The organism is Telluribacter sp., from assembly GCF_035998675.1.
Taxonomy (GTDB): domain Bacteria; phylum Bacteroidota; class Bacteroidia; order Cytophagales; family Spirosomataceae; genus Telluribacter.
In genome coordinates this window covers 12,876-34,579 of record NZ_DASYHI010000020.1, presented here as the reverse complement: position 1 = coordinate 34,579, position 21,704 = coordinate 12,876, and the positions used below count along the sequence as shown (strand labels likewise).

Below are 21,704 nucleotides of genomic sequence, written 5' to 3'. Positions count from 1 at the left end.
AGAATCCCGGGCGTAAACGGGGGAATCAAGAATAGCCTGCTACCTTTGCGTTCACAGGTGTACCTATTTTACAAAGAAACCTAACTTGATGAAAAGTTACCTTGCCTTGTGCCTGATAGTGGCCCTGGGTCTGCTGTTGAGAACCTATAATCTGGGAAAGTTTGCTCCTTACGTTGATGAAAAGTTTACTTTACTGAATGTTCAGGGAGTAAGCGTAGGTGGAGCCAATCAACCCGAAATTCTTTACAATACCTACTTCACCCCCCAGGATTTCTGGAAACCAAAAAAACTGGAAGACTTTTTTGGCGCCGTGGCCCGCTCCGACTTTGGTACCCATATTGTTTACAACCTGCTGCTACACCAGTGGATCAAGATATTTGGCTTTTCTGACTTTTATGTACGCTTGTTTGGTGCCCTGATCAACACCCTGTCCATAGTACTGCTGTTTGGCATGGTCAGGTACTTCCTGCGGTCCACTACTACGGCCTTGTTTGCGGCCCTGCTGCTGGCCGTTGAGCCGCTCAACGTTGCCCAAAGCCACATGGCCCGCAGCTACACCCTCTCCTTTTTTCTGGTGGTGGCGGCTTCCTTTGTTTTTCTCCTGATCCTTAGGGAGCAGCGTACCAACCGCAAAATTCTGTACGCAGTACTTTATACCCTGCTGGCTTCGCTGTCTTTACTCAACCATTACCTCAACTTCCTGGTACTGGTTACCCACGCGGTTATTTGCCTGTTGTACGAGCGTCGCGCCCGCAACTGGGTCATGATGAGCCTGGCCGGGCTGGCAAGTATAGGGGTGCTGGTATGGTGGCTAACCGCCGGCGGAGGCCAGTATTCCCTGAAATTCTTAAAGGATAAAAATGATTTGCATTACAAAATTGCCCACCTGCCCCAGGACCAGAATCCGCTCCGGGGTATAGTAGACCCCATCAACTTCAAAAGTGTGTCGACCAAGGTCGTGGATATATTTTTTGATATGAATTCCCTCTCCAATGGTCTGTACAACTCGGTCATGGGAATCCGTAATTTTATCCTGGCCTTGCTGATTTTCGGGCTCCTGATTCTACTGGCCGACCGGATTCGCAACGCCAGGTTGCTGCACGCCCTGGGGGCGTTCTTGCTAACAGTAGTTCTCGTTTTCCTCTATACCGGCTCCAAGGTGGGCCTGTTTCTGGTGGTTTTCTCCTTTTATTTCCTGCTGCTTTTTATCCGGTGGCTGCGGGAAAAGTACTACCTGCTGGACAGCAGCGCCCTAAAAATGGTGATGGTGGCCGTACTGATGTACCTGATTCCTATGGCCTATATTATCTTCGATGCTTTCAAATCGGGTCATACAACCAGCCTGTCGCAACGGTACATAGGAATCAGTATCCCATTTGTAATCATCATTTACGCCATTGGGTTGCGGGAAGCCTTTCGCCGGGGCTTTACCATCAGGCTCCTTACGGTGCTTTTCCTGCTGCTGCAGGGGTATAATTTGTACCGCACCAACCGGAATATCGTCCAGGATAAATCGCCCAAGTACACCTACTTTGGCAAACCACGTATAGCCAATCCGTACTCTCTGGTGGCGAGCCGGATTACCCAATTCTATACCCCCGGTGATACCGTCCTGATTCCTTCCCAAAACAGCAGCCTGTACTCGGGTGTTGTGGGAGAAGAGCGAACCAAAGGTATAACTGACGCGCAGTACATAAACCTGTACCTGCCCAAGGACGCGCCCATTATTCAGCGCATTGATATGGATGAACCCGACCGCGTTTTTATTAAACATCAAGACGGCAGGCGGACCCTGATTTTTGATTTTGAAGGCCTGACTTACCGGTACTAAGGTATTTTAATAAAATCTTGTTTCCTTTGTGGAAATCCAGTATTGAAAAAAGGGCTGTTTTTCACCTTATTTCGAGTTTTAATAACAACTTACCCTTTTTTCGGGTTGAGCAATACGGAAACAGATTTGGTTTGGCTTCTTATTTGAAAGGATGATTAGTTGCAGAATTGGATGGGGAGAATCTTACCAAATGAAAATAATCCGCAAAATTCTCAGGTCCTGTTTGTATATCTGCCTAATTTAAAAGTAAAGTACTTCCTTTAGTAATAGCTATGTCACATACAGTACCTTGCCGTCCATTCTTCAGTACCTACGGCAATTTTTTACATTCAAAACCGTCTAAACGCTTTTTTGCCTCTATCCTAACGAATCTTCCCATTTCGTATGCCTCGTAAGGCTTTACATATTCTGATTGGCCTAACCATACTGATACCTATCTTTATTTATTTCTGGGTATTCGATTTTTATGCCATCAATATTCCAAAATGGGATGACCATATTCTAAAAGCTTTTCTGCTGGATTATTCCCAGGCTACCACCTGGACCGAACGCTGGGAAGCCTTGGCCAGGCAACACAATGAACACCGGATATTACTAACCCGGCTCGTTGGTCTCCTGGACTTTCAACTGTTTGGCGCGCTCAACTACGTGCACCTGATGCTGCTCGGAAACCTGCTGTTACTGGCCGCCATTTTATTATTCTGGCTTATTCTGAGGGGCAACCGGAAGCCTTTTTATACCCTGATTCCCATTCCGTTTATCTGGCTTACGCTGGCCAACTGGGAAAACATGTATTGGGGCATGGCTTCCATCCAGAACTTCGGAGTAGTGGTACTGGTACTTTGGGTTTTATATCTGAGTGTTGCCCGGCAATTCGGGTACTTTATAGTTTCGCTGTTTTTGGCTGGGCTCACGGTAGTTACCAGCGGCAACGGCCTGCTTTTACTCCCCATTGGGGCACTGGTACTTTTTTTATCCAAAAAAGGCAGCCGGTTCGGGATTTGGCTGTTCATGAGCGGGCTGTATGCTTTCCTCTACTTTTTCAGCTACACCTCGCCGCCTACCAACCATACCTCCAGGGCGGGGCTGTTGGACATGCTGAAAGGCTATATGGCTTTTCTGGGTTCCTTCGCGGAAGCATTCCCGGTTCAGGACCACCTGCAGGTTTGCATTATTATGGGAGCGGTGCTGTTTCTAGTGGCGGTTTCCATTATTTCTACCAATGTAATCCGGCTTATCCTTAATAATTATGAATACCCGGGCGCGCGCGCTACGGATTTATTCTGTTTAGGTACTTTACTTTTTATTATGGGTACTGCGGCCATCGTTGTCTATGCCCGCGCCGACCTGGGTATTGGCCCGTTAATTACCAGCCGGTATAAAATTTACTCTTTCCTGCTGCTGATTATCGGGTACCTGTACGTCGTTATACCGATTAGGGGTAGCTTTCTGTCGCCCTATGTTTCAGGGATTGTGTTTCTGACGGTGATGTATAATATTTTCAGCTACCACTACCACCTGGTGGATGCCTATAATCTGCGCCGTTCCCTTACCACCAGTAAGTTCAACTGGACCTACCTAACCCGGGACCTAAGTCCCGACCGGGATACTTCCAGGGTCGCTAATCTGGTCGCTCAAACCCCTGTCTTTTACGACCGCTGGGTTCCGCTGCTAAACGTGGCTTCCCGGCAATCCTTTGCCGGCAATACCATGGGGTTGGTACCACTGTGGAAGCAAACCGATATTAAAACTCAAAGCGATGCAATTCAGGTACGGAATGACCATTACTCCAGTCAGCTGTTGCAGGATAGCGGCGTATATGTGGTACTAAGCTCCCGGAAGCGATACTACCTGTACCCAACCTACCGGACCCGTAACACCAACCGCAAACAGCTTTTTCTAAATCAGCAGTACTTTGCCCCCGGCTTTGGGGTAGATATACCTTTTGCGGAGCTGGATGCGGACAAATACGCGGTGGGCCTGGTATGGAAGCAGGGTGAGCAGCTTGGAATTTATTTCGGGAAGGATTCAATCACCACAAAGGCAGTCAAACAAGATATAATCCAGAAGAATTGGTAAGTCCAGCTATGCGTACAGTTTCAAATGGTTATTTAATTCAACTTGACGGACTTCGATTCGTAGCGGTAGCCCTGGTACTGGTAGACCACTGGCTCGCTGAAATAAACAAAATCCCGCTGGGGCCGCTGGGTGTAACTCTTTTCTTTGTCCTTAGTGGATTTCTGATTACCCGGATTCTGATGGTGAGTAAGGAGAAAACCGAAGGCCAGCCGGGTGGCCTGGGTAAGTACCTCCGGAAGTTTTATATTCGCCGGACGCTCCGCATTTTTCCGGTATACTACCTCTCCATCTTTGTCCTGTATGTACTGGATGTCCCGCCGGTACGCGACACGATCTGGTGGTGTGTTCTGTACGCCACCAACATCTACATTGCCGTGAACCAAAAGTGGCTGGGCGTTATAGACCATTTTTGGTCTCTGGCCGTGGAGGAACAGTTTTATCTATTCTTCCCGTTTTTCATATTTTTCCTGCCGAGGCGCTGGCTGGTACCTTCCCTGGCGGTGATGGCAGTCTGTAGTTTACTACTCAGGATGTATTTTTATTACCAGGGCTACGAGTGGGTTGTAAACTACGTTTCTATGCCAACCTGTCTGGACTCCTTTGCCATGGGGGGCTTCATGGCCTGGCTGCAACTGAAGCGGTTTGAGCTGTTTAAAAAGGTATTTAGTAAAACAATCTGGATTTGGTTGGGTTTGGCATCTTGGATACTCGTTGTAAGCTGGTCAAAAACCAACGTGGATGCTATGGACCCGCGGACCATTCATAACGTAGCCAATGATGTGTGGGAGCGCTTTTTTGCTTCTATCTTCTGCTCCTTCCTGATTGGAAAAGCAGTACTTGGCTTTGAAGGTGGTATGAAATGGTTTCTTGAGAATTCGGTCAGCAACTACCTGGGCAAAATCAGTTATGGACTGTATGTATACCACAATTTCGTGTATAACCATTTTCACATTACAGCTACGCACCCAACCATACGCATGCTTAACAAAATATACCAGTATATCCCTGTCCTGAAAGGAGTTACTGCTTTTGAAATTGTTTTTTTCTTTATGCTTACAACTTTGGTTGCTGCCTTTTCGTGGCACTTTATTGAAAAACCCATAAATAACTTAAAGGACCGCTATGCCTACTAAATAGTAGGTGGTAGTAGCTGCTTATACACGCTATTTATGTAATTTTGAAACACTCAAACAAACTTCACTCTTAATGGCTTTTTTACTAAGCATTGTAATGCCCGCCTACAACGAACAGGATTGTATCGAAAAAGTGGTGGCTAACTGGACCGATTTCCTTAAAAGCAAATTCCCCAACGATAAAACTACCCTCATTGTAATCAATGATGGCTCCAAGGATAAAACCGGAGAACTTCTTGACCAATTGAAGGTCAATAATACGCATCTGACCGTTGTACACCAGAAAAACGGGGGACATGGCAACGCCGTAGTGAATGGGTACCGCACGGCCGTAAACCTGGGTTCTGACTATGTTTTCCAGACCGATAGTGACGACCAGTTCGTAACTGAGGACTTTGATAAACTCTGGGAAAAGCGTCACATGTCCGACTTTATTCTGGGTTACCGCGAGGTACGTCACGACGCCTCGGTCCGTTTGTTTATTACCAAGGTACTTCGCGGTACCATTTCGGCGGTTTACGGTACGTATATCTTGGACAGTAATATTCCGTTCCGGCTCATTAAGGGCAGCTTTCTGCGCAAGCTGATGGCTCAGCTTCCCGACCCGGAGCCTTTTGCTCCCAATATTTTCCTGGCGGTTATGGCCAAAAAGTCCGGTCAGGAAGTATACAACATTCCTATTACCCACAAGGACCGTCAAACCGGTACGGTGTCCATTGTAAAATGGAACTTGTGGAAAGTGTGTATCCGGTCATTTAATGAGCTGCTGCGTTTCCGTATGGATTTGAACGATAAAGTGAAGGCGATTCGATCAACGAACTGAGTTATTGTGCGAAGGAGTTATACGCTGGCCCTACTGGCAATACTGCTGCTTGGCGCGGCGGGGTACTTTTGGTACAAAGGGGGAGGGCGCTCTGAGGCCGCCTGGACGTTGATTCCTTCCAATACCCTGGCCGTTATGACCAGTGACCGGTTACAGGATTCGGCCTTTGTGGCAACCGATGCTTCTATTAATGTAAAGAATCTCCCCATCCTGGACGTTGCCAGCGAGAACCTTGGTGTTCTCAACTGGTTTACCAGCGATGCCAGCCAGATTGCGGCCTTCCTAAAAGACAAGGCCATTACGTATTCTTTTCACCCTATTTCGGGAGCCCGGGCCGGTATAATCATGTACATACCCATTGCCAACGAAACCGAAAGGCAATGGCTGGATTCGCCCCGACGCAGTGATATCAGGGTCCTGCACCACACGTTTCAGGACCAGCGGATAACCGATGTCAATGACACTAAGTCAAAGGCGCTGTTTTCGTACCTGATCAAAGACGACTACCTCATTATAAGTCGGCAGGGAGACCTGATTGAAGATGTGGTACGTAAGATTTCCTCCCGTCTGCAGTCGTTCCTGTTGCAGTCCCAATTTGAATACGCTGACGACGAAGACTACGGCCTAAGCCTGTACATCCGGAAAATCGGGTGGAAAAACCTGCTCCTACAATCTTCCTACCCTCCTAACCTGATTGAATTTGCCCGCCTTTTCCCTGCCGTACAGGATTACCATCTGGTAACTGGCAAAAACAATGTACTCAGCTTCCAATCTTTGGGTTGCGAACCCGAAGAAAACTATCTGACCTCCTGGGTTACCAATCAGGAAGGCACGCCGTTCCGGAGCCACGGCCACATTTCCCAGCAGTCGTCCTACCTGTTCCGGGTGGCCAGTCAGGATAAGGCGGCTTTTAAGGAGAAGTACCTGAGCTGGAGCCAGCGTAACCCCTCCCCCGCCCGCGAACGGCTAAACTACTACATTGGCGGCCAGGGTGATTCTCTGGTCAGGAATACCGGCTCTGAAATGATACTTTGCCAGTTAGAAGAAAGCAATAGTATTAACGATGGCAAAATTTTGCTGGTTGAGTTTTCCAACTACGATAAGCTCCGTCCTGTCCTTTCCCGACTGGCCCGACTTTCCACCCCCGAAACCAACGTATCCATTGATCAGTTTCAGGGATATGACCTGTATTCCGTCGCGATTTCGGAGTTACCCGCCGGACTGTACGGTCCGCTTTTCACTGGTTTTCCCCGGAGTTATATTACCTACGTAGCGCCTTATCTGGTTTTCAGCAATAACTCCCAGGCCCTGAGAAACTACATTGTGGACTACGAAAACCAGCTTACCTGGAAGCAGTCGCCGGATTATGACAGCCTGCTGATATCAAAGACCGACCAGGCGCAGCTTTCCATGATTGTAAATTTGAGAAAGGCCGAATCAGCCATATCGGCGGCAGCTCCCGGACTTCGCAGCGACCTAACCTTAAAAATGGAAAGCCTGGTCTATGAATGCCGGTTTGAGGGCAACAAGGCCTATCCGAAGCTGACCCTGCTGCCCAAAAAACAACGCACCTCCAGTAAGGTACTTAACCGCACCTTTCTTAATACGGATATTCAGTGGCCTACCCTGTACGACTCGGGACTTACGGCCCTTCAGAATGCCGCGGACGGCACACCCGAGCTACTGCTTACTGACAAAAGCAACAATCTGCTCAACATAAAAGACGTTAAAACGGGTAAAATTCAGACTCTGGCCCGGCTCGACGGGCCATTGGTTGGCGCTTCCTATAAAGTTGATTTCCTGAATATCGGGCGGCAGCAGAGCATCCTGGGCACTCCCAGGACGGTGTATGCCATTGATGAAGACGAGCAGGGACTCGTAACTCCTCTATCGGTTTCACTTCCCGCCGGGCAGACGCTGGAAGCTTTATACAGGGTTGATGGTGGTACCGAAGGAAGTAGTCGTTTTGTGCTGAAGACAACCACTTCTGACTTATACGCCTGGGACCAGGTAACCAAAACACCTAAAAAATTAAATCGTTTTGTCAATCTGGAAGATATCCAGAGTCCGGTGGTAGCTTTGAATCAGTTGGGCAACAAGTACTTCATTGTCACGCAGCGAAACGGTAAGATTTTCCTGCTGAAGGAAGATGGTATGGTTAAACAGGGTTTTCCGGCCGATATACTAACCCGCACGGAAAGCCCCTTTGCCTGGACGCAGAATCCAGCCACAAATCAACCGGAGCTGGTGGGGATAAGTTACCTGGGCGAATTGATTACCATTGATTTATCGGGCAAGATCAGTTCGCGACGACAACTGCTACGGCCCGAACCGTCCAATCGATTTAAGGTACTGTTTGATTCGAACTCGCTGGACTGGTTAATTATCCGGTCTTCGGATAGCCGTTTGGCTATCCTTAACAAAGAAGGCACCGAGCAGTTTGAAATAAAGAACCTGCAGCCCGGCTCCGACATACAGTACCACTTTTTTGGGGTAGATAATCGTTTTATTACGGTAAGGTCCGGTGCATTTACCTCTATATTTGACCTGACGGGCCGCCGTCTGGGCGACAAGCCCATCCCATCCGATCAGCCGGTCAGGGTAACCTACCAACCGGCATTTTACAAGGTATTTGTATTTAGCCGGTCAGGACCAAAAATTCAGGCGTGGACCATAAAGCTTAGGTAAAGGATATGAAATTTCTCCGGTATTTTTTCCTGTTCCTGTTTGGTATGCTGTGGCTCGCGGGTTGTAGCCGCACCATTATGCAGCAATTGGGCAAAATGGAAGTACTTCCCGACGATTACCGCTACGGTGATTTGTACCGATTGTCAAACCTGCCCCAATTCAGGGACCAGCGCCAACCCTGTCCCGACTATACCCCACCAACCAAACCGGCCGATAAGAAGATACACCTGTACATTATTGGCGATAGCTTTACCGAGGCGCAGCGGGTAGGCCAGCAGGATTTCCCCGTGGACAGCTACCAGTACGTACACTGGGCCGATGTGCTGCACGTTAAGATCGATACCACGGCCACTAATGTACTGTTGCTGGAATCGGTGGAGCGGCACTTCCGGCAACATTTGGTCGCCCCTATTGCCAGCCTGGTACCCGATAGTGCTACGTTCAAGGTCACTTACGAGGAACCACGATTTATGGTGCAACTGGATAACCAGTTTGCCTCTAACCATACCGAAGAGCGACTGGAACTGCTACTTTTCCAATACGACCCCGTCCTGTTGCTGAAAGAATTAAAAGCCAGCTTTAACCACTTTTTCTTTGACCGTGCCAACGACAAAGTGACTGTTTCCGAAGACGGCCGAAACATCGTGTATTACCTCGACACCGACACCACCCAGGTTACCTCCTCTTTCGCCCATATCAGGGATAGTCAGGTTGATACCCTGGTTTTGCACCTGAACGAAAGTACCCGACAGTTTAAAGCCATGGGTTTTGACCACGTGCTGCTGTCCATTATTCCCAACAAAACCTCGGTACTTTTACCCTACTTCTACAATTACAATCACCTGATCGAAAGGGTCTATAACCATCCCGATTTGACTATACCCTACGTGGATGTACTGGAAGATTTCCGGAAGATGAAAGAAAAGTCGTATCTGGTCGGAGACTCGCACTGGACGTGCCAAGGGCAGTACCTCTGGCTGGATAAAACCAACCGGCTCCTTTTAAACGAGATAAGCAAAGAGACTACTAACCAATAGCCTGGTACTTTACCAAACATGGACTAGGGGACGGGTACCGTGGTGGAAAGTACTATTCCCTGAATATTCTGCTGCAACTGGCGCATCCGGTATAGGCGCTCCTGACTGGTATCCTCCCGCTGGTCGGGGGGGCAGGGCAACTCCATTTCCAGCGGCTCCACCCGGTACCCCAGCCGATGAGCCAGACCAAACAGGTAGGGACGCCAGCCCCAGCCTATGCTCCCGTCTAACCTGTCCAGCCCGGGGAGCAAGTCCCGATTGAACAAAAAAGGTCCATAGGTATAATCTGTTGAGGTACCAATGACCTCGGCGCAGCAGTTATTGATAGTAGTTTCCGTTTTTTGCTGGAATTCGGGGAAAGTCCGGAAACTTTGGGGTGAACGGGAAGCCAGTACCACCCCTACCATTTCCTGGTCAGGCGCCTGGTCAATAAATCGGGGAAGCGACGATTTAAAAAAATCGGCTTTGTCCGGCTCCGTATAAAGAATAAATCTGGAATCGGTTCCCCTGGCGGCCGCCATACTCTGCTTAACCTGATTCCATAAACCAGGTACTTCGGGTTTAAAAACCGAAAAATGAGGGAATCCAGCCAGAAATTGCAGAAACTCCTCCCCCGAACCACCATCGGTAATAAACACGGGTCGGTCCAATTCGGCCAGGTACTTGAGGGCTTCCCTTAAAAGTAACTCTTCCGGCTCATCACGGGCCCAGGAAATGGTAGCTAAACTTACTTCACTTTTTTTCATAGTATTTTCAGGATTACCAGGCACTACTCCTCTCTACCATTGTACCTGTAATTCAAGAAAATGTTTTTACCCGATTGTCAAAATAAAAAAGGGAAAGTGATCTCAAAATCACTTTCCCTTTTTGGTAGGACGTAGCGGGCTCGAACCGCTGACCTCCGCCCTGTCAAGGCGGCGCTCTGAACCAACTGAGCTAACATCCTGCTTTCAATGCAGCAAATATACTAATTTCCCGAACCGCCCAAGCGATAACGATATACTTTTTGCGAAGGAATACGGGATAACAGGATAAACCCAATCACGAACAGGAAGAGCAGAGCCAGCACACTGTTGCGCATACTGCCGGTAAGCTGTTCTACCAGTCCATAAACCAAAGTACCCAGTACGATGGACGTTTTTTCGGTCACGTCATAAAAGCTGAAATAGGAGGCGGTGTCCTGGGTATCGTCCGGGATTAGTTTGGAATAGGTAGCGCGGGACAGCGACTGAATACCCCCCATCACCATACCTACCACGCAGGCCAGGATATAAAACTGCATTTCGGTGGTGATAAAATAGGCCGCGGTACATATCCCAATCCAGACTACTACCCCCATCATCAGCGCGTGGATATTACCGAAACGGCCCGACAGATAGGCAAACAGGTACGAGCCCGCGATGGCTACCAACTGAATCAGCAGGATGGTAATGATGAGGCTCTGGTCGGGTAGTCGAAGTTCGTTTGCTCCAAAAATAGTAGCCACGTACATGACCGTTTGTACCCCCATATTGAAAACAAAATAGGCCAGCAGGTACCTGGGCAGATTGGTCTGGGTACGTACCTGCCCAAATATTTTCCTGAGTTCACGGAAACCGTTAAACAGCCAGTTTCCTTCTGATTTTTTGTTGTGGGTATTGCTGGGTAGGTACTTGAAGGGTATCTGGGCAAAAAGTATCCACCATATGCCCACCGTTAAAAACGAAATCCGGGCCGGCAGCGATGGGTCAGTAATTCCGTATAGCTGCGGGAACAAAATCATGGTGAGGTTGAAAACCATCAAAAGCACGCTGCCCAGGTACCCCAGGGAATAGCCGCGGGCGCTGTAGCGGTCAAAGTTTTCTTCGGTGGCTATTTCGGGCAAAAATGAATTATAAAAAACGATGCTCCCACTCCACCCGATTAGGCTGAGCATAAAGGCAAAAACCGAAATGGTAAGGGTGTCGCGGGTAAAAAAGTACAGAAAGGCACAGCTGCCGGCTCCGGTATAACAGAAAAGCTTCATGAAAAGCTTTTTTCGGCCGGCATAGTCGGCAATGGCGGTACAGAAAGGAATCAGTAGGGCTACGACCAGAAAGGAAAAGGAAACCGAATAGGAAAACAAGACCGTGTTTCGGATAGAAAAGCCCAGAAACTGAATGATATTACCTCCTTGTTCGTTGAGTGCGGTAGCACTGAAATAAACCGGAAAAATACTGGACACAATAACCAGCGAATGAACTGAATTGGCCCAGTCGTACATGCACCAGGCATTGACCGTGCGGGGATTGTTTTTCTGCATGAGGGTCTAAATTTGGTGCAATATAAAAAAAGCGGCAGGTTAACCTGTCGCTTTCTTTCAATTCTTTGTTGGCTGAGTTTACACTACCGGCTCAAAAACCAGGTAGGCTTCCTGCTCCACGCCACCAATCGAAAATCTTTGTTTCAGGGTCATTTTTGTCCTGGACAACTCAACCACCCCAAACAGCCCTTTGAACTGACTCACTTCAATATCCAGGGTTTGGGAGTTGTCTTTGAGGTACCAGGTACCTCCGTTTACTACCTGCCGCGAAACCCGGTCGAGTGCCTTGGTAACGTTATTATCAAAAAACTGAATATCAAACATGTAAATAGCCTGCGTTTCAAACGAAAGCTGGTTTTGGGGAATCGCCTTACCGCTGGGATCAGTGACTGATTTCAGACGCCAGGGAGAAGAAACCAGAATTTTATCTTTGGATTGAGTCGGTCCGGGATTTGAACCTTCGTTACAGCCAGCCATAACAAAGAAAAAAGCAAGAACCGATAAATAAGTCAGTAAACGATTCATATATCAAAGCGTTATTATTAGGGATTCCGAACTATGTTAAAGATTTTTGCAAAGGTAACGAATTAGTCGCGTCTATTCTTATCAGTACCTGTTCAATAAAAAAGTATGAAATACTTCATCCTATTATTTATAATTTTCATTTTTAAGTTACACGTATCCGTGGGACAAGACTGCGAACCGGCTTATAAACTGGTGCCAGTTAGCCAGTCCAACGCCATTGAGTGGGGCAAGTTTCCCGAGTTTTCCCTGCCGTTTACCATTGTTTACGAAGGCCCGCGTTTTAACGATTCCCAGTCCCAGCCGCTTCGGCACGGGTTCAGTCACCTGGCTAATTTTAGTGGCCCTGAAGGTAGTACGTTGCCTACCAAAAACCGTGCCCTGCTTTGGAATTCCGTAGCAACGGTTGACAACAAACAACCCTGGTCAGTATTGGGCCTGGAAAGTCCCTGGCGCAACGACACCACGCTGTACCGGAACTACTGGGATAACTACCTGGGCCGACTGGCTAACAATTTTGATAACTCGAGGGGCACCGGCGTACCCCGGGCCGATATTATCTGCCTGGATGTTGAACGCATGCAGGAGGAAGACCGGGATATACTTCGGCTCAAAACGGAACGCCGGGTACCCGATGAGTACCTCTCCCTGCCCGACAGTGAGTTTTTACGCAGGTACAAGCAGGATATCAGGTGGTGGTATACCGAGGCTGTGCGCCACCTGAAAAGCAAAGGACTGGATCCATCTACCAAAATCACCAGTTACAGCGATGTACCCGTGCGGGGTACCTGGCTGAATATTACGGCCAATAGCTGGTCCGACTGGACAACCAATCCGCAGCGTACCCACTACCTGATGCAGGACAACACCGGCAAAATTGGCGGCAGCTTTTATGAGCAGATGGACATTCTGACTCCGTCGGCTTACTACTTTTATCCGTACACCAATCCTTTAGGGAAAGATTACCTGTCTTACCTCCTATTTCAGGTGGAGGTCAACCGCGCCTGGTCTAACAAGCCCATTGTGCCCTTTGTCTGGATGCGGTACCACACCAGCTTTTCGCCGGAAGCGCTCCAGATATCTTCCTTCATGGCCGAAGCTTCGGCCATATTCCCGTTTTTTTCCGGCGCTAAAGGATTATGGCTGTGGGACAGCAACCAGTACGAACGGACCCGACAGGAGAATTACGCCACCTACGAACATTTTATTTACGGCTTGTACCGGCTTTCCCAATACAGCGATATGTTTCAGGGCAACTATGAGCTGGTTATACCGCAGTCGGCCCGCGACCACATGGAACTTCGCAACCCGATCTGGCGGGGCGTGGTAAAGGGCGACCGGATACTCGTGGCGGCACAAAATACCTACGCCAACGACAACCAGGAAACTGAACTGACGGTAGCCTATCGCAACTGGTACAAAACCATTCGCCTGAAAGGAAGAGAAGTATTTCTTTGCAGCTTTGACCTGAATGACGTGGTAGTATCGGAGGAAACTTACCTGGTTGACGCCCACCTCTACCCCAACCCGGCCCGCGAGCAGGCTTCAATGGTTCTGACGGGAGTTGGTGGCGGTGAAGTACATTTTACTTTGTCGGACCAGAGAGGTATAATTATTTTGGAAAGCAAGTACCGGGTTTATCCGGGAGACTCGCGCTACGAAATCAACCTGCCGCCGGATGTTTCGCCGGGGGTGTACATTGCCCGGTTTTCGGGTAATGACAAGGTACTTACCCGGCGGCTGGTAGTGATAAAGTAGCGGTAACGCCAGGAAATTTAAACTAGTACTTCGTGAACAGATTAGCCAACCAAACCAGCCCCTACCTGCTCCAGCACGCCCATAATCCGGTGGACTGGTTCCCCTGGGGAGAAGATGCACTCCGGAAGGCAAGGCAGGAGAACAAGCCAATACTGGTGAGTATTGGGTACTCGGCCTGCCACTGGTGCCACGTTATGGAGCGGGAAAGTTTTGAGCAGGAGCAGGTAGCAGAGGTTATGAACAAGCATTTTGTATGTATAAAGGTGGATCGGGAGGAAAGACCCGACGTAGATGCCGTTTATATGGATGCCCTGCAGGCCATGGGTACCCGGGGCGGCTGGCCCCTGAACGTATTTCTGCTGCCCGACGCCAGGCCTTTTTACGGGGTAACCTACCTCCCACCCCAAAACTGGGTCAATCTTTTACTCAGCATAAACAACGCCTTTGGGCAACATTACCAGGAACTGGCCGAGTCGGCCGAAGGCTTTGTAAAGAACATGCTGTTAAGCGAATCGGAAAAATACGGTCTGAGTAGTACTTCGGGCACCTATTCTGAAGACGAAGCTGATACTATGTTTGAAGTACTCAGGCGCAATTTCGACCCGCAAAAAGGGGGCATGAACCGGTCGCCCAAATTTCCCATGCCGTCCATTTATGCCTTTCTGCTGCGGTACTACGACCTTACCCAGCACCCGGAAGCCGCGGCCCAACTGGAACTCACCCTCGACCGGATTGCCCTGGGGGGAATCTATGACCATGTTGGCGGTGGCTGGGCCCGCTACTCGGTGGATGACGAATGGTTTATTCCGCATTTTGAAAAAATGCTTTACGACAACGCCCAACTCCTGAGTACCTACGCCGAAGGCTATTCCTTGTTCCGGAAGCCCCTGTACGCCCAAAGGATACGACAGACTTTTGACTGGCTCCAACGGGAAATGCAAGGCCCCGAAGGCGGATTTTACTCAGCACTCGACGCGGATAGCGAAGGCATGGAAGGCAAGTACTATATCTGGAAACAGGCGGAATTGCAGGAGGTACTAGGGCCGGATTTTGACTGGTTTGCCCGCCTCTACGGTATAAGTGAGCACGGCAACTGGGAGGATGGGTACAACCACCTTCACCTGACAGCCCCACCCGAAGAGACCGCGCAAAAACTGGGAATAACTATTCCGGATTTTGACCAAAAGTACCACAGCGCCCTGGAAAAGCTGGCCGAGGTCCGGTCGGGCCGGGTAAGGCCGGGACTTGATGATAAAATACTGGCTTCCTGGAATGGGCTGCTCCTGAAAGGCCTCACCGATGCGTACCGCGCTCTGGGGGATGAAAATATCCGTCGGGCGGCCATCGGGATTGGAGATTTTATCCGGACCCGAATGTCGCAGGAAGGCAGGTTGTTCCACAGCTATAAGGAGGGAAAGGCCACCATTATTGCCTTTCTGGAGGACTACGCCGCCGTGACTGATGGGTACCTGGGTTTGTACCAGATTACGTTTGAGGAGCAATGGCTCCGGGAAGCGCAAACCCTTTGCGACTATGCGCTGGATCATTTTTTCGACCCGCAGGATGAATTTTTTTATTTTACTGATGCCAAAGGTGAGTCCCTCATTGCCCGAAAAAAAGAAATACTTGATAATGTAATTCCTGCTTCCAATTCCATGATGGCGCACACGCTATACAAGCTGGGTTTGCTCCTAGAAAGGCCGGACTACCTCGAAGTATCGGATAAAATGCTTTCCAAAATGCGAAAAATCCTGCTGGCGGATGTGCAATGGGTGACCAACTGGGCGGCTTTATTCTGCCTACGGGCTGCTCCCACGGCCGAAATCGCTATTGTAGGGCCGGAGGCAGACCAATGCCGGAAAGAGCTGGATAAGTACTTCATTCCTAATAAAGTTGTAGCCGGTACTACTACCACCACTTCCTCCCTCCCCCTGCTGACCGACCGCACTACTATACAGGGCCAAACCGCTATTTATGTTTGCTTCAACAGGACCTGTCAACTACCCGTTACCAGCGTGGAGGAAGCCTTACAGCAATTGAAAGTGGCAAGAAGTTATTAGGGAGAATGGATGGAATCCAAGGGTGCAAATGAGTACTTGTACCGTACCACAAGCTCATAAACGTTAAATTCAAAACTTGATTTCTACTTGAGGCGATCCGGATTTTCGTTTACAAAAGCGCCCCACCCGCCTTTTTTGGATTTCTTATTGGTACCTGCGCCAATGGAGGCGGGAGCATTGGCATGGTAGTGATGGCAAATAGCGATGGCAATCCCGTCGGTAGCGTCCATAAACTCCCGGCTAAGCTCCATTTTGAGGATATTTTCGAGCATGTAGGCTACCTGTTCTTTGGACGCGTTTCCATTACCGGTTACCGACTGCTTTACTTTTTTGGGTGAATACTCAACAATGGGAATACTGCGGGAAAGGGCAGCGGCCATGGCTACTCCCTGGGCCCGGCCCAGTTTTAACATGGACTGAGCATTTTTTCCGTAAAATGGATCTTCAATGGCCATTTCGTCGGGCAGGTATTCGTCAATAAGCTGGCTGATCCGCTCAAAAATTTTCTTTAACTTCAATTCATGCGTACTATATTTGCTGAGGTGGATTACACCGTACTGAACCAGGCTAATTTGTTGGCTCCTGACCATAATAACTCCATAACCGGTCACCTGGGTACCCGGATCCACGCCGATAATTACTTTTTCGGGTGCTACCACACCGGGTGTCGCCACACCGGGTACTTCCTCTCGCTGTTTACTCATCATGGTGCAAGATAAACAACTCCCCCTTTCAAACGAAACTACGGTACGCCGAAAGCTTTGGTGGTTACTCAAAATTTTAGTGACCGGGCTTATTATCAGTTATATTATTTCTACGCTGCAACAGGAGCAAAAAGGTTTTCAGGCCATCGGAACGGTATTGGCGGGGGTGTTTGTGGCCCAGAATGGCACTTTACTCCTGCTCATGCTATTGATGGTCCCTCTCAACTGGGCTTTGGAAAGTCTGAAATGGCAACGCCTGGCGCAGAAAGTGGTGCCCATTACTTTTGGGGAAGCCTTTCGAAGTACCCTGACGGGTCTGGCGGTGGGAGTGGCCGTGCCGGCCCAACTGGGCGATACCCTGGGCCGGGTGGCCTCCCTTAAGTCCGGCAATCGGCTCCTGACCATTGGGGCAGCCCTGGTTTCCAACGGAATTCAGTTTTATGTTTCGCTGGCGGTTGGGCTGGTGAGTTGGCTTTTAGTAGGAAGTACCGTTTCGGTTTCCTCGACGATAAGAGGTACCATTACGGGAGGGCTGTTGTTTCTGGTTATGCTGGGTCCGGTGGTTGCCTGTTACCGGGCCTCCTTAACCCAGTGGAACAGTACCAATTCCTTCCTAAAAAAAATATCCCCCTACTTTCAGGTGATCAGTCAGTACGAAACGCGCGATTTGCTGACTGCTCTCCTGTACGGTATGCTGCGGTACGGCGTGTTCATGGTTCAGTTTGTCCTGGCCCTTTCGCTCTTCGACTTCCGGCTAAGTCTGTTGGAGCTCTCGGCCTGCGTGGGATTGATCCTGCTGGCCAAAACCCTGATCCCGGCCGTCAATCTTTTTGGTGACCTGGGACTGCGGGAATTTACGGCGCTGTACCTGTTCAGCCACTACGGCTTACCTTCTGAACAGGTAATTTCGGCTACCCTTCTGGTGTGGGCCATAAACATTCTGGGGCCACTGCTGGTAGGTATAGTACTGGTGTGGCAACACAAATGGCTTTCCCGCGATGATTGAAACAATTAATATAATTCTGCTGGTTTTGATTGGGAGTTATGCCGTCTTTACTACCGGGCTGGTAGTACTTTGGTTTTCCATTCCAAAGAAAACATGCCCGAAAGCTTCTACCACTATTACCCTTTCGGTCATTGTACCCGTACGGAACGAGGCCCAGAATATACTACAGCTGTTGCGCGACCTGGAACAGCAGTCTTTACCCAACCAACAGTTTGAGGTGATCATAGTGGACGACGCTTCTACCGACCAGACCGTAGAACTGGTGCGGCAATTTCAGGCTACCTCAACCTGCCCTATTTACTTGCTGGAACTGAGCGATGTTTTTACGGAATCACCCAAAAAAAGGGCTATTGAGTCGGCTATTCACACGGCCAAAGGTACCCTTATCGTCACCACCGACGGGGACTGCCGGGTGGGTAGCGGCTGGCTGGAAGCCATTGCCAACTGTTACGAACAAACGCAGGCCCGGCTTATCAGTGGACCCGTTACGTTTACGGCCGAGCAAGGCCTGATGGACCATTTGCAGACGGTGGAGTTTTCGAGCCTGATTGGTAGTGGGGCCTGCGCCATTGCGGCCGGCAAACCTACCATGTGTAACGGTGCCAACCTGACCTACCCCAAAGCGGTCTTTATGGAGGTAGGCGGTTTTGAGGGAGTCAGGCATATCGCCTCCGGCGATGATGAATTTCTGATGCACAAAATAGCTTCCAAGTACCCCCGGGACATTTATTTTCTGAAACAGGATGAATCCGTGGTCCAGACTACGGCCCATAAGGAATGGCGGCAATTTTACCGGCAAAGAAAGCGCTGGGCCAGTAAGTGGAAACACTACAAAAGTTTGGTACCGCAGGCCCTGGCCCTCTATATTTTTAGTTGCAACGCCGCTCTGATTCTGGCAATTGCCCTGGCGGTTTCCGGTTTCATGTCCTTTTCGACCCTTCTGACTATATTGCTCCTCAAATGGGTACCCGAGTGGTTTTTTATAGGAAGTATACTAAGCTTCCTGAAAAAGAAGAAATCCATTCCGTATATACCCCTGGTACAGGTAGTTTACCCCTTCTACGTCACTTTTTTTGGCCTGGTGGTACAGCACCCGGAGTACGAGTGGAAAGGCCGGAAGCTTGTTTGACAAGTTGTACATTCAATTGTTCTTGCTGATGTTCTTACATTATTCGCCGTTTTGGCTCCGGGCGCTTTATCCCAGATTTCTCTGGCGGGTACCTACGCAGGAAAAAAAACTCTTTCTGACTTTTGATGATGGCCCCATCCCGGACGTGACCGAGTTTGTAATGGAGACACTGGCGGAATATAGTGCCGGGGCCACGTTTTTTTGTATTGGTGATAATGTAAAAAAACATCCCGCCATTTACCAAAAACTACTTTCGGCGGGTCATTCGGTGGGAAATCACACGTTTAATCATTTGAATGGTTGGCAAACGCCCGACGCAGACTACCTGGCTAATATTGAGCAATGCACGGCACAGCTTGGGCAACCTACCAACCTTTTCCGCCCTCCCTACGGCCGGATAAAAAGGAGCCAGGCGCGGGTAGTGACCTTTACTAAGCAGGTGGTGATGTGGGACGTACTCAGTGGTGATTTTTCCAGGAATATAAGCCCTGACACCTGCCTCCGCCAAACTATCAGACATGGTCGGGCTGGTTCGGTGGTACTTTTTCACGATAGCCTGAAAGCCCGAACCAACATGCAATTTGCCCTCCCGCGGGTATTGCAGCATTTTTCAGAAGCCGGTTTTAGTTTTGAACCACTTCCCATGGACTGAGTTTTGGAATAATTTTTACTGTAGCTTGGGAAAAAGATTACGTAAAGGCTTTGGAAGAAAATAGTAAAGTAAGTATTCTGGTTGCAGCCCGAAACGAAGAAGCAAACATTGAACGTTGCTTACAGGCTTTGTCTGACCTGGATTTTCCAGCCCATCGGCTGGAAGTTCTGGTGGGAGATGACCAGTCTACGGACGAAACGGCCCGAATTATTAAAACCTTTATTGCTGACAAACCTCATTTTCGTTATTTTCTCATTGAACAGGAAGTCGCCGGTCTTAAGGCCAAGGCTAATGTACTGGCCCAGCTGGCCCGCCACGCCCGGGGCCAATACCTTTTATTTTGTGATGCGGATATTACCGTACCCAACCACTGGGTTACGAACCTTCTCCAGCACTTCAAGCCCAATACCGGCATAGTGGTGGGCGTAACCCGCATGCGTCCGGAAGGCATTTTCGCCGACCTCCAATCGCTCGAGTGGCTTTTTACCATGGGGGGCGTCCGTATGCTTTCCCTGTTTAAAATTCCAATTACGGGTATGGGCAATAACATGGCTGTAACGAGGGAAGCGTACCAAAAGGTAGGGGGCTATGAAAAAATTGGCTTTTCCATTGTGGAAGATTTCAGCCTTTTTATGGCCATTATCAAAGCGGATTTTGGCTTCGTTCAGGCCTTTGACAAGGGCGTACTGGCCCGTTCCGAACCTTTGCAGAGCTACCAAGAACTGATGATTCAAAGGAAACGTTGGATGGTTGGGGCGATGAAGCTACCGTGGCTGCTCAAAAGCGTTTCGTTTGTTACTGCCCTCTTTCTGCCGTTTCTGTTAGTACTAGCCTTTTGGAATCCCGGTCTGAGTGCAGGAATCGCGCTGTTTCATTATGGACACGTTACGCTGGGTGCCGCTGTTACCGTAGCCATTATCCAGCAGCGGGATCTGTGGAAAGCAGTACCGTTGTTCTGGTTTTATACCATGATTAACTATACCTGCATGCTGGTAAACTACTACCTGCCCAACCCTACGGTCTGGAAAGGAAGGAAGTACTAGCTAAAAAGTAACGGCAAAGAAGTACTTAAAAGAGTTGTAGCCGAATGCAATTGGGCGTTTTCAACTCTTCTAAAAAATAAGATTTACCGTTTATTTCAAAAAAATAGAATTGACTCCGTAAGTCTTACAGCAAGCCAATGTTACCCGGACTACTACCTAATTTTACCCATGATTGAAACGCACGCCCACCTATATGATGACCAATTTGCCGACGACCGCCCCGAAATGCTGGAAAGGGCGTGGAAGGCGGGGATTGAACAAATCTGGATGCCCAATTGTGACCAGCATACCATCGACGGTATGATGAAACTGGCCCGGGAGTACCCGCAGCGTTGCCTGCCCATGATGGGGCTTCACCCGTGCTATGTCGGGAAAGATTTTGAGAAAGAATTGCAGATTGTGGAAGACTGGCTGTCCAGGTACCCCTTTCTGGCGGTTGGTGAAATTGGCCTTGACCTATACTGGGACACTTCATTTCGTGAGCAACAGGAAGAAGCCTTTCTGGTACAGTGCGGTCTGGCGCGCTCCCATAACCTCTGGATAGACATTCACAGTCGTAATGCATTCTGGGAAACGGTGGCCCTTCTGGAAAAATTTGCCGACCCGGAACTAACCGGTATTTTCCACTGCTTTGTGGGCACCCTCGAAGAAGCCAACAAGGCCATCGAACTGGGTTTTAAACTGGGCATTGGTGGCGTAAGTACCTTCAAAAACGGTGGGCTGGACAAGGTACTTCCATTCGTGGACCTGGAACACCTGGTCCTTGAAACCGATAGCCCTTATCTGGCACCCGTTCCCTACCGGGGCAAACGCAACGAACCATCCTACCTGGATCTGGTGGCCCAGCGGGTGGCAGACCTTATGCAGCTCCCGAAAGCGGTAGTACTAGAGGCAACTACCCGCAACGCCAGTTTACTCACTACCTCCAGCCTGGCCCGGTAGTCATTGGCCATTTCTC

General features: G+C 49.3%; 17 protein-coding genes and 1 tRNA gene. 13 read left to right on the top strand and 5 right to left on the bottom strand.

All coding sequences use genetic code 11. The annotated features are described in order from the left end of the window. Positions 1 to 88 precede the first annotated feature (88 nt). From VGN67_RS14285 to VGN67_RS14260, 6 genes are all read left to right on the top strand, one after another. On the top strand, positions 89 to 1,831 hold the full coding sequence (locus tag VGN67_RS14285; RefSeq protein WP_327487532.1) for a glycosyltransferase family 39 protein: 1,743 nt from the start codon (positions 89 to 91) through the stop codon (positions 1,829 to 1,831). A 384-nt stretch (positions 1,832 to 2,215) separates the two neighbouring features. After that, a complete protein-coding gene (locus tag VGN67_RS14280) occupies positions 2,216 to 3,910 on the top strand; it encodes a hypothetical protein (RefSeq protein WP_327487531.1) in 1,695 nt (564 codons plus the stop codon). Between the two features lie 8 nt (positions 3,911 to 3,918). Further along, on the top strand, positions 3,919 to 5,043 hold the full coding sequence (locus VGN67_RS14275) for an acyltransferase (protein ID WP_327487530.1): 1,125 nt from the start codon (positions 3,919 to 3,921) through the stop codon (positions 5,041 to 5,043). Positions 5,044 to 5,116: 73 nt separating this feature from the next. Continuing rightward, entirely contained in the window at positions 5,117 to 5,866 is a 750-nt protein-coding gene (locus VGN67_RS14270; RefSeq protein WP_327487529.1) for a glycosyltransferase family 2 protein, read from the top strand. Positions 5,867 to 5,872: 6 nt separating this feature from the next. Beyond that, the gene (locus tag VGN67_RS14265) at positions 5,873 to 8,554 is read left to right on the top strand and encodes a hypothetical protein (RefSeq protein ID WP_327487528.1); all 2,682 of its coding nucleotides are present in this window, start codon (positions 5,873 to 5,875) and stop codon (positions 8,552 to 8,554) included. Positions 8,555 to 8,559: 5 nt separating this feature from the next. After that, entirely contained in the window at positions 8,560 to 9,591 is a 1,032-nt protein-coding gene (locus VGN67_RS14260) for a hypothetical protein (RefSeq protein WP_327487527.1), read from the top strand. A gap of 23 nt (positions 9,592 to 9,614) precedes the next feature. On the opposite strand, the gene VGN67_RS14255 is transcribed toward VGN67_RS14260, so the two are convergent. The 4 genes from VGN67_RS14255 to VGN67_RS14240 all read right to left on the bottom strand — a co-directional run bounded on the left by VGN67_RS14255 (position 9,615) and on the right by VGN67_RS14240 (position 12,397). After that, the gene (locus VGN67_RS14255; RefSeq protein WP_327487526.1) at positions 9,615 to 10,337 is read right to left on the bottom strand and encodes a hypothetical protein; all 723 of its coding nucleotides are present in this window, start codon (positions 10,335 to 10,337) and stop codon (positions 9,615 to 9,617) included. A 122-nt stretch (positions 10,338 to 10,459) separates the two neighbouring features. Continuing rightward, a tRNA-Val gene (locus tag VGN67_RS14250) sits at positions 10,460 to 10,537 on the bottom strand. Positions 10,538 to 10,558: 21 nt separating this feature from the next. Continuing rightward, a complete protein-coding gene (locus VGN67_RS14245) occupies positions 10,559 to 11,872 on the bottom strand; it encodes an MFS transporter (protein WP_327487525.1) in 1,314 nt (437 codons plus the stop codon). A 78-nt stretch (positions 11,873 to 11,950) separates the two neighbouring features. Next, the gene (locus VGN67_RS14240) at positions 11,951 to 12,397 is read right to left on the bottom strand and encodes a hypothetical protein (RefSeq protein WP_327487524.1); all 447 of its coding nucleotides are present in this window, start codon (positions 12,395 to 12,397) and stop codon (positions 11,951 to 11,953) included. A gap of 105 nt (positions 12,398 to 12,502) precedes the next feature. Between VGN67_RS14240 and VGN67_RS14235 the strand changes: the two genes are divergently transcribed. Both VGN67_RS14235 and VGN67_RS14230 read left to right on the top strand, forming a co-directional pair. Beyond that, positions 12,503 to 14,152, top strand: a complete 1,650-nt coding sequence (locus VGN67_RS14235) for a T9SS type A sorting domain-containing protein (protein ID WP_327487523.1) — start codon at positions 12,503 to 12,505, stop codon at positions 14,150 to 14,152. Between the two features lie 32 nt (positions 14,153 to 14,184). Then, the gene (locus VGN67_RS14230) at positions 14,185 to 16,212 is read left to right on the top strand and encodes a thioredoxin domain-containing protein (protein WP_327487522.1); all 2,028 of its coding nucleotides are present in this window, start codon (positions 14,185 to 14,187) and stop codon (positions 16,210 to 16,212) included. A gap of 83 nt (positions 16,213 to 16,295) precedes the next feature. Here the strand turns inward: VGN67_RS14230 and ruvC are convergent, their stop codons facing one another. Beyond that, entirely contained in the window at positions 16,296 to 16,919 is a 624-nt protein-coding gene (gene ruvC / locus VGN67_RS14225; protein WP_327487521.1) for a crossover junction endodeoxyribonuclease RuvC, read from the bottom strand. Here ruvC and VGN67_RS14220 point away from each other — a divergent pair. The 5 genes from VGN67_RS14220 (at position 16,918) to VGN67_RS14200 (ending at position 21,688) form a co-directional block, all read left to right on the top strand. Continuing rightward, on the top strand, positions 16,918 to 17,922 hold the full coding sequence (locus VGN67_RS14220; protein ID WP_327487520.1) for a lysylphosphatidylglycerol synthase domain-containing protein: 1,005 nt from the start codon (positions 16,918 to 16,920) through the stop codon (positions 17,920 to 17,922). The two genes, ruvC and VGN67_RS14220, sit on opposite strands and share 2 nt — an antisense overlap. Next, on the top strand, positions 17,915 to 19,051 hold the full coding sequence (locus tag VGN67_RS14215; protein ID WP_327487519.1) for a glycosyltransferase: 1,137 nt from the start codon (positions 17,915 to 17,917) through the stop codon (positions 19,049 to 19,051). Before VGN67_RS14220 ends, VGN67_RS14215 begins: the two co-directional genes overlap by 8 nt. Positions 19,052 to 19,079: 28 nt before the next feature. Beyond that, positions 19,080 to 19,703 (top strand): polysaccharide deacetylase family protein, encoded by a 624-nt coding sequence (locus VGN67_RS14210; protein ID WP_327487518.1) that lies wholly within the window; start codon positions 19,080 to 19,082, stop codon positions 19,701 to 19,703. A gap of 50 nt (positions 19,704 to 19,753) precedes the next feature. Further along, positions 19,754 to 20,746, top strand: a complete 993-nt coding sequence (locus tag VGN67_RS14205) for a glycosyltransferase (protein ID WP_327487517.1) — start codon at positions 19,754 to 19,756, stop codon at positions 20,744 to 20,746. A gap of 168 nt (positions 20,747 to 20,914) precedes the next feature. Continuing rightward, complete coding sequence (locus VGN67_RS14200; RefSeq protein WP_327487516.1) at positions 20,915 to 21,688, top strand: TatD family hydrolase; 774 nt, start codon at positions 20,915 to 20,917, stop codon at positions 21,686 to 21,688. Positions 21,689 to 21,704: the final 16 nt, after the last annotated feature.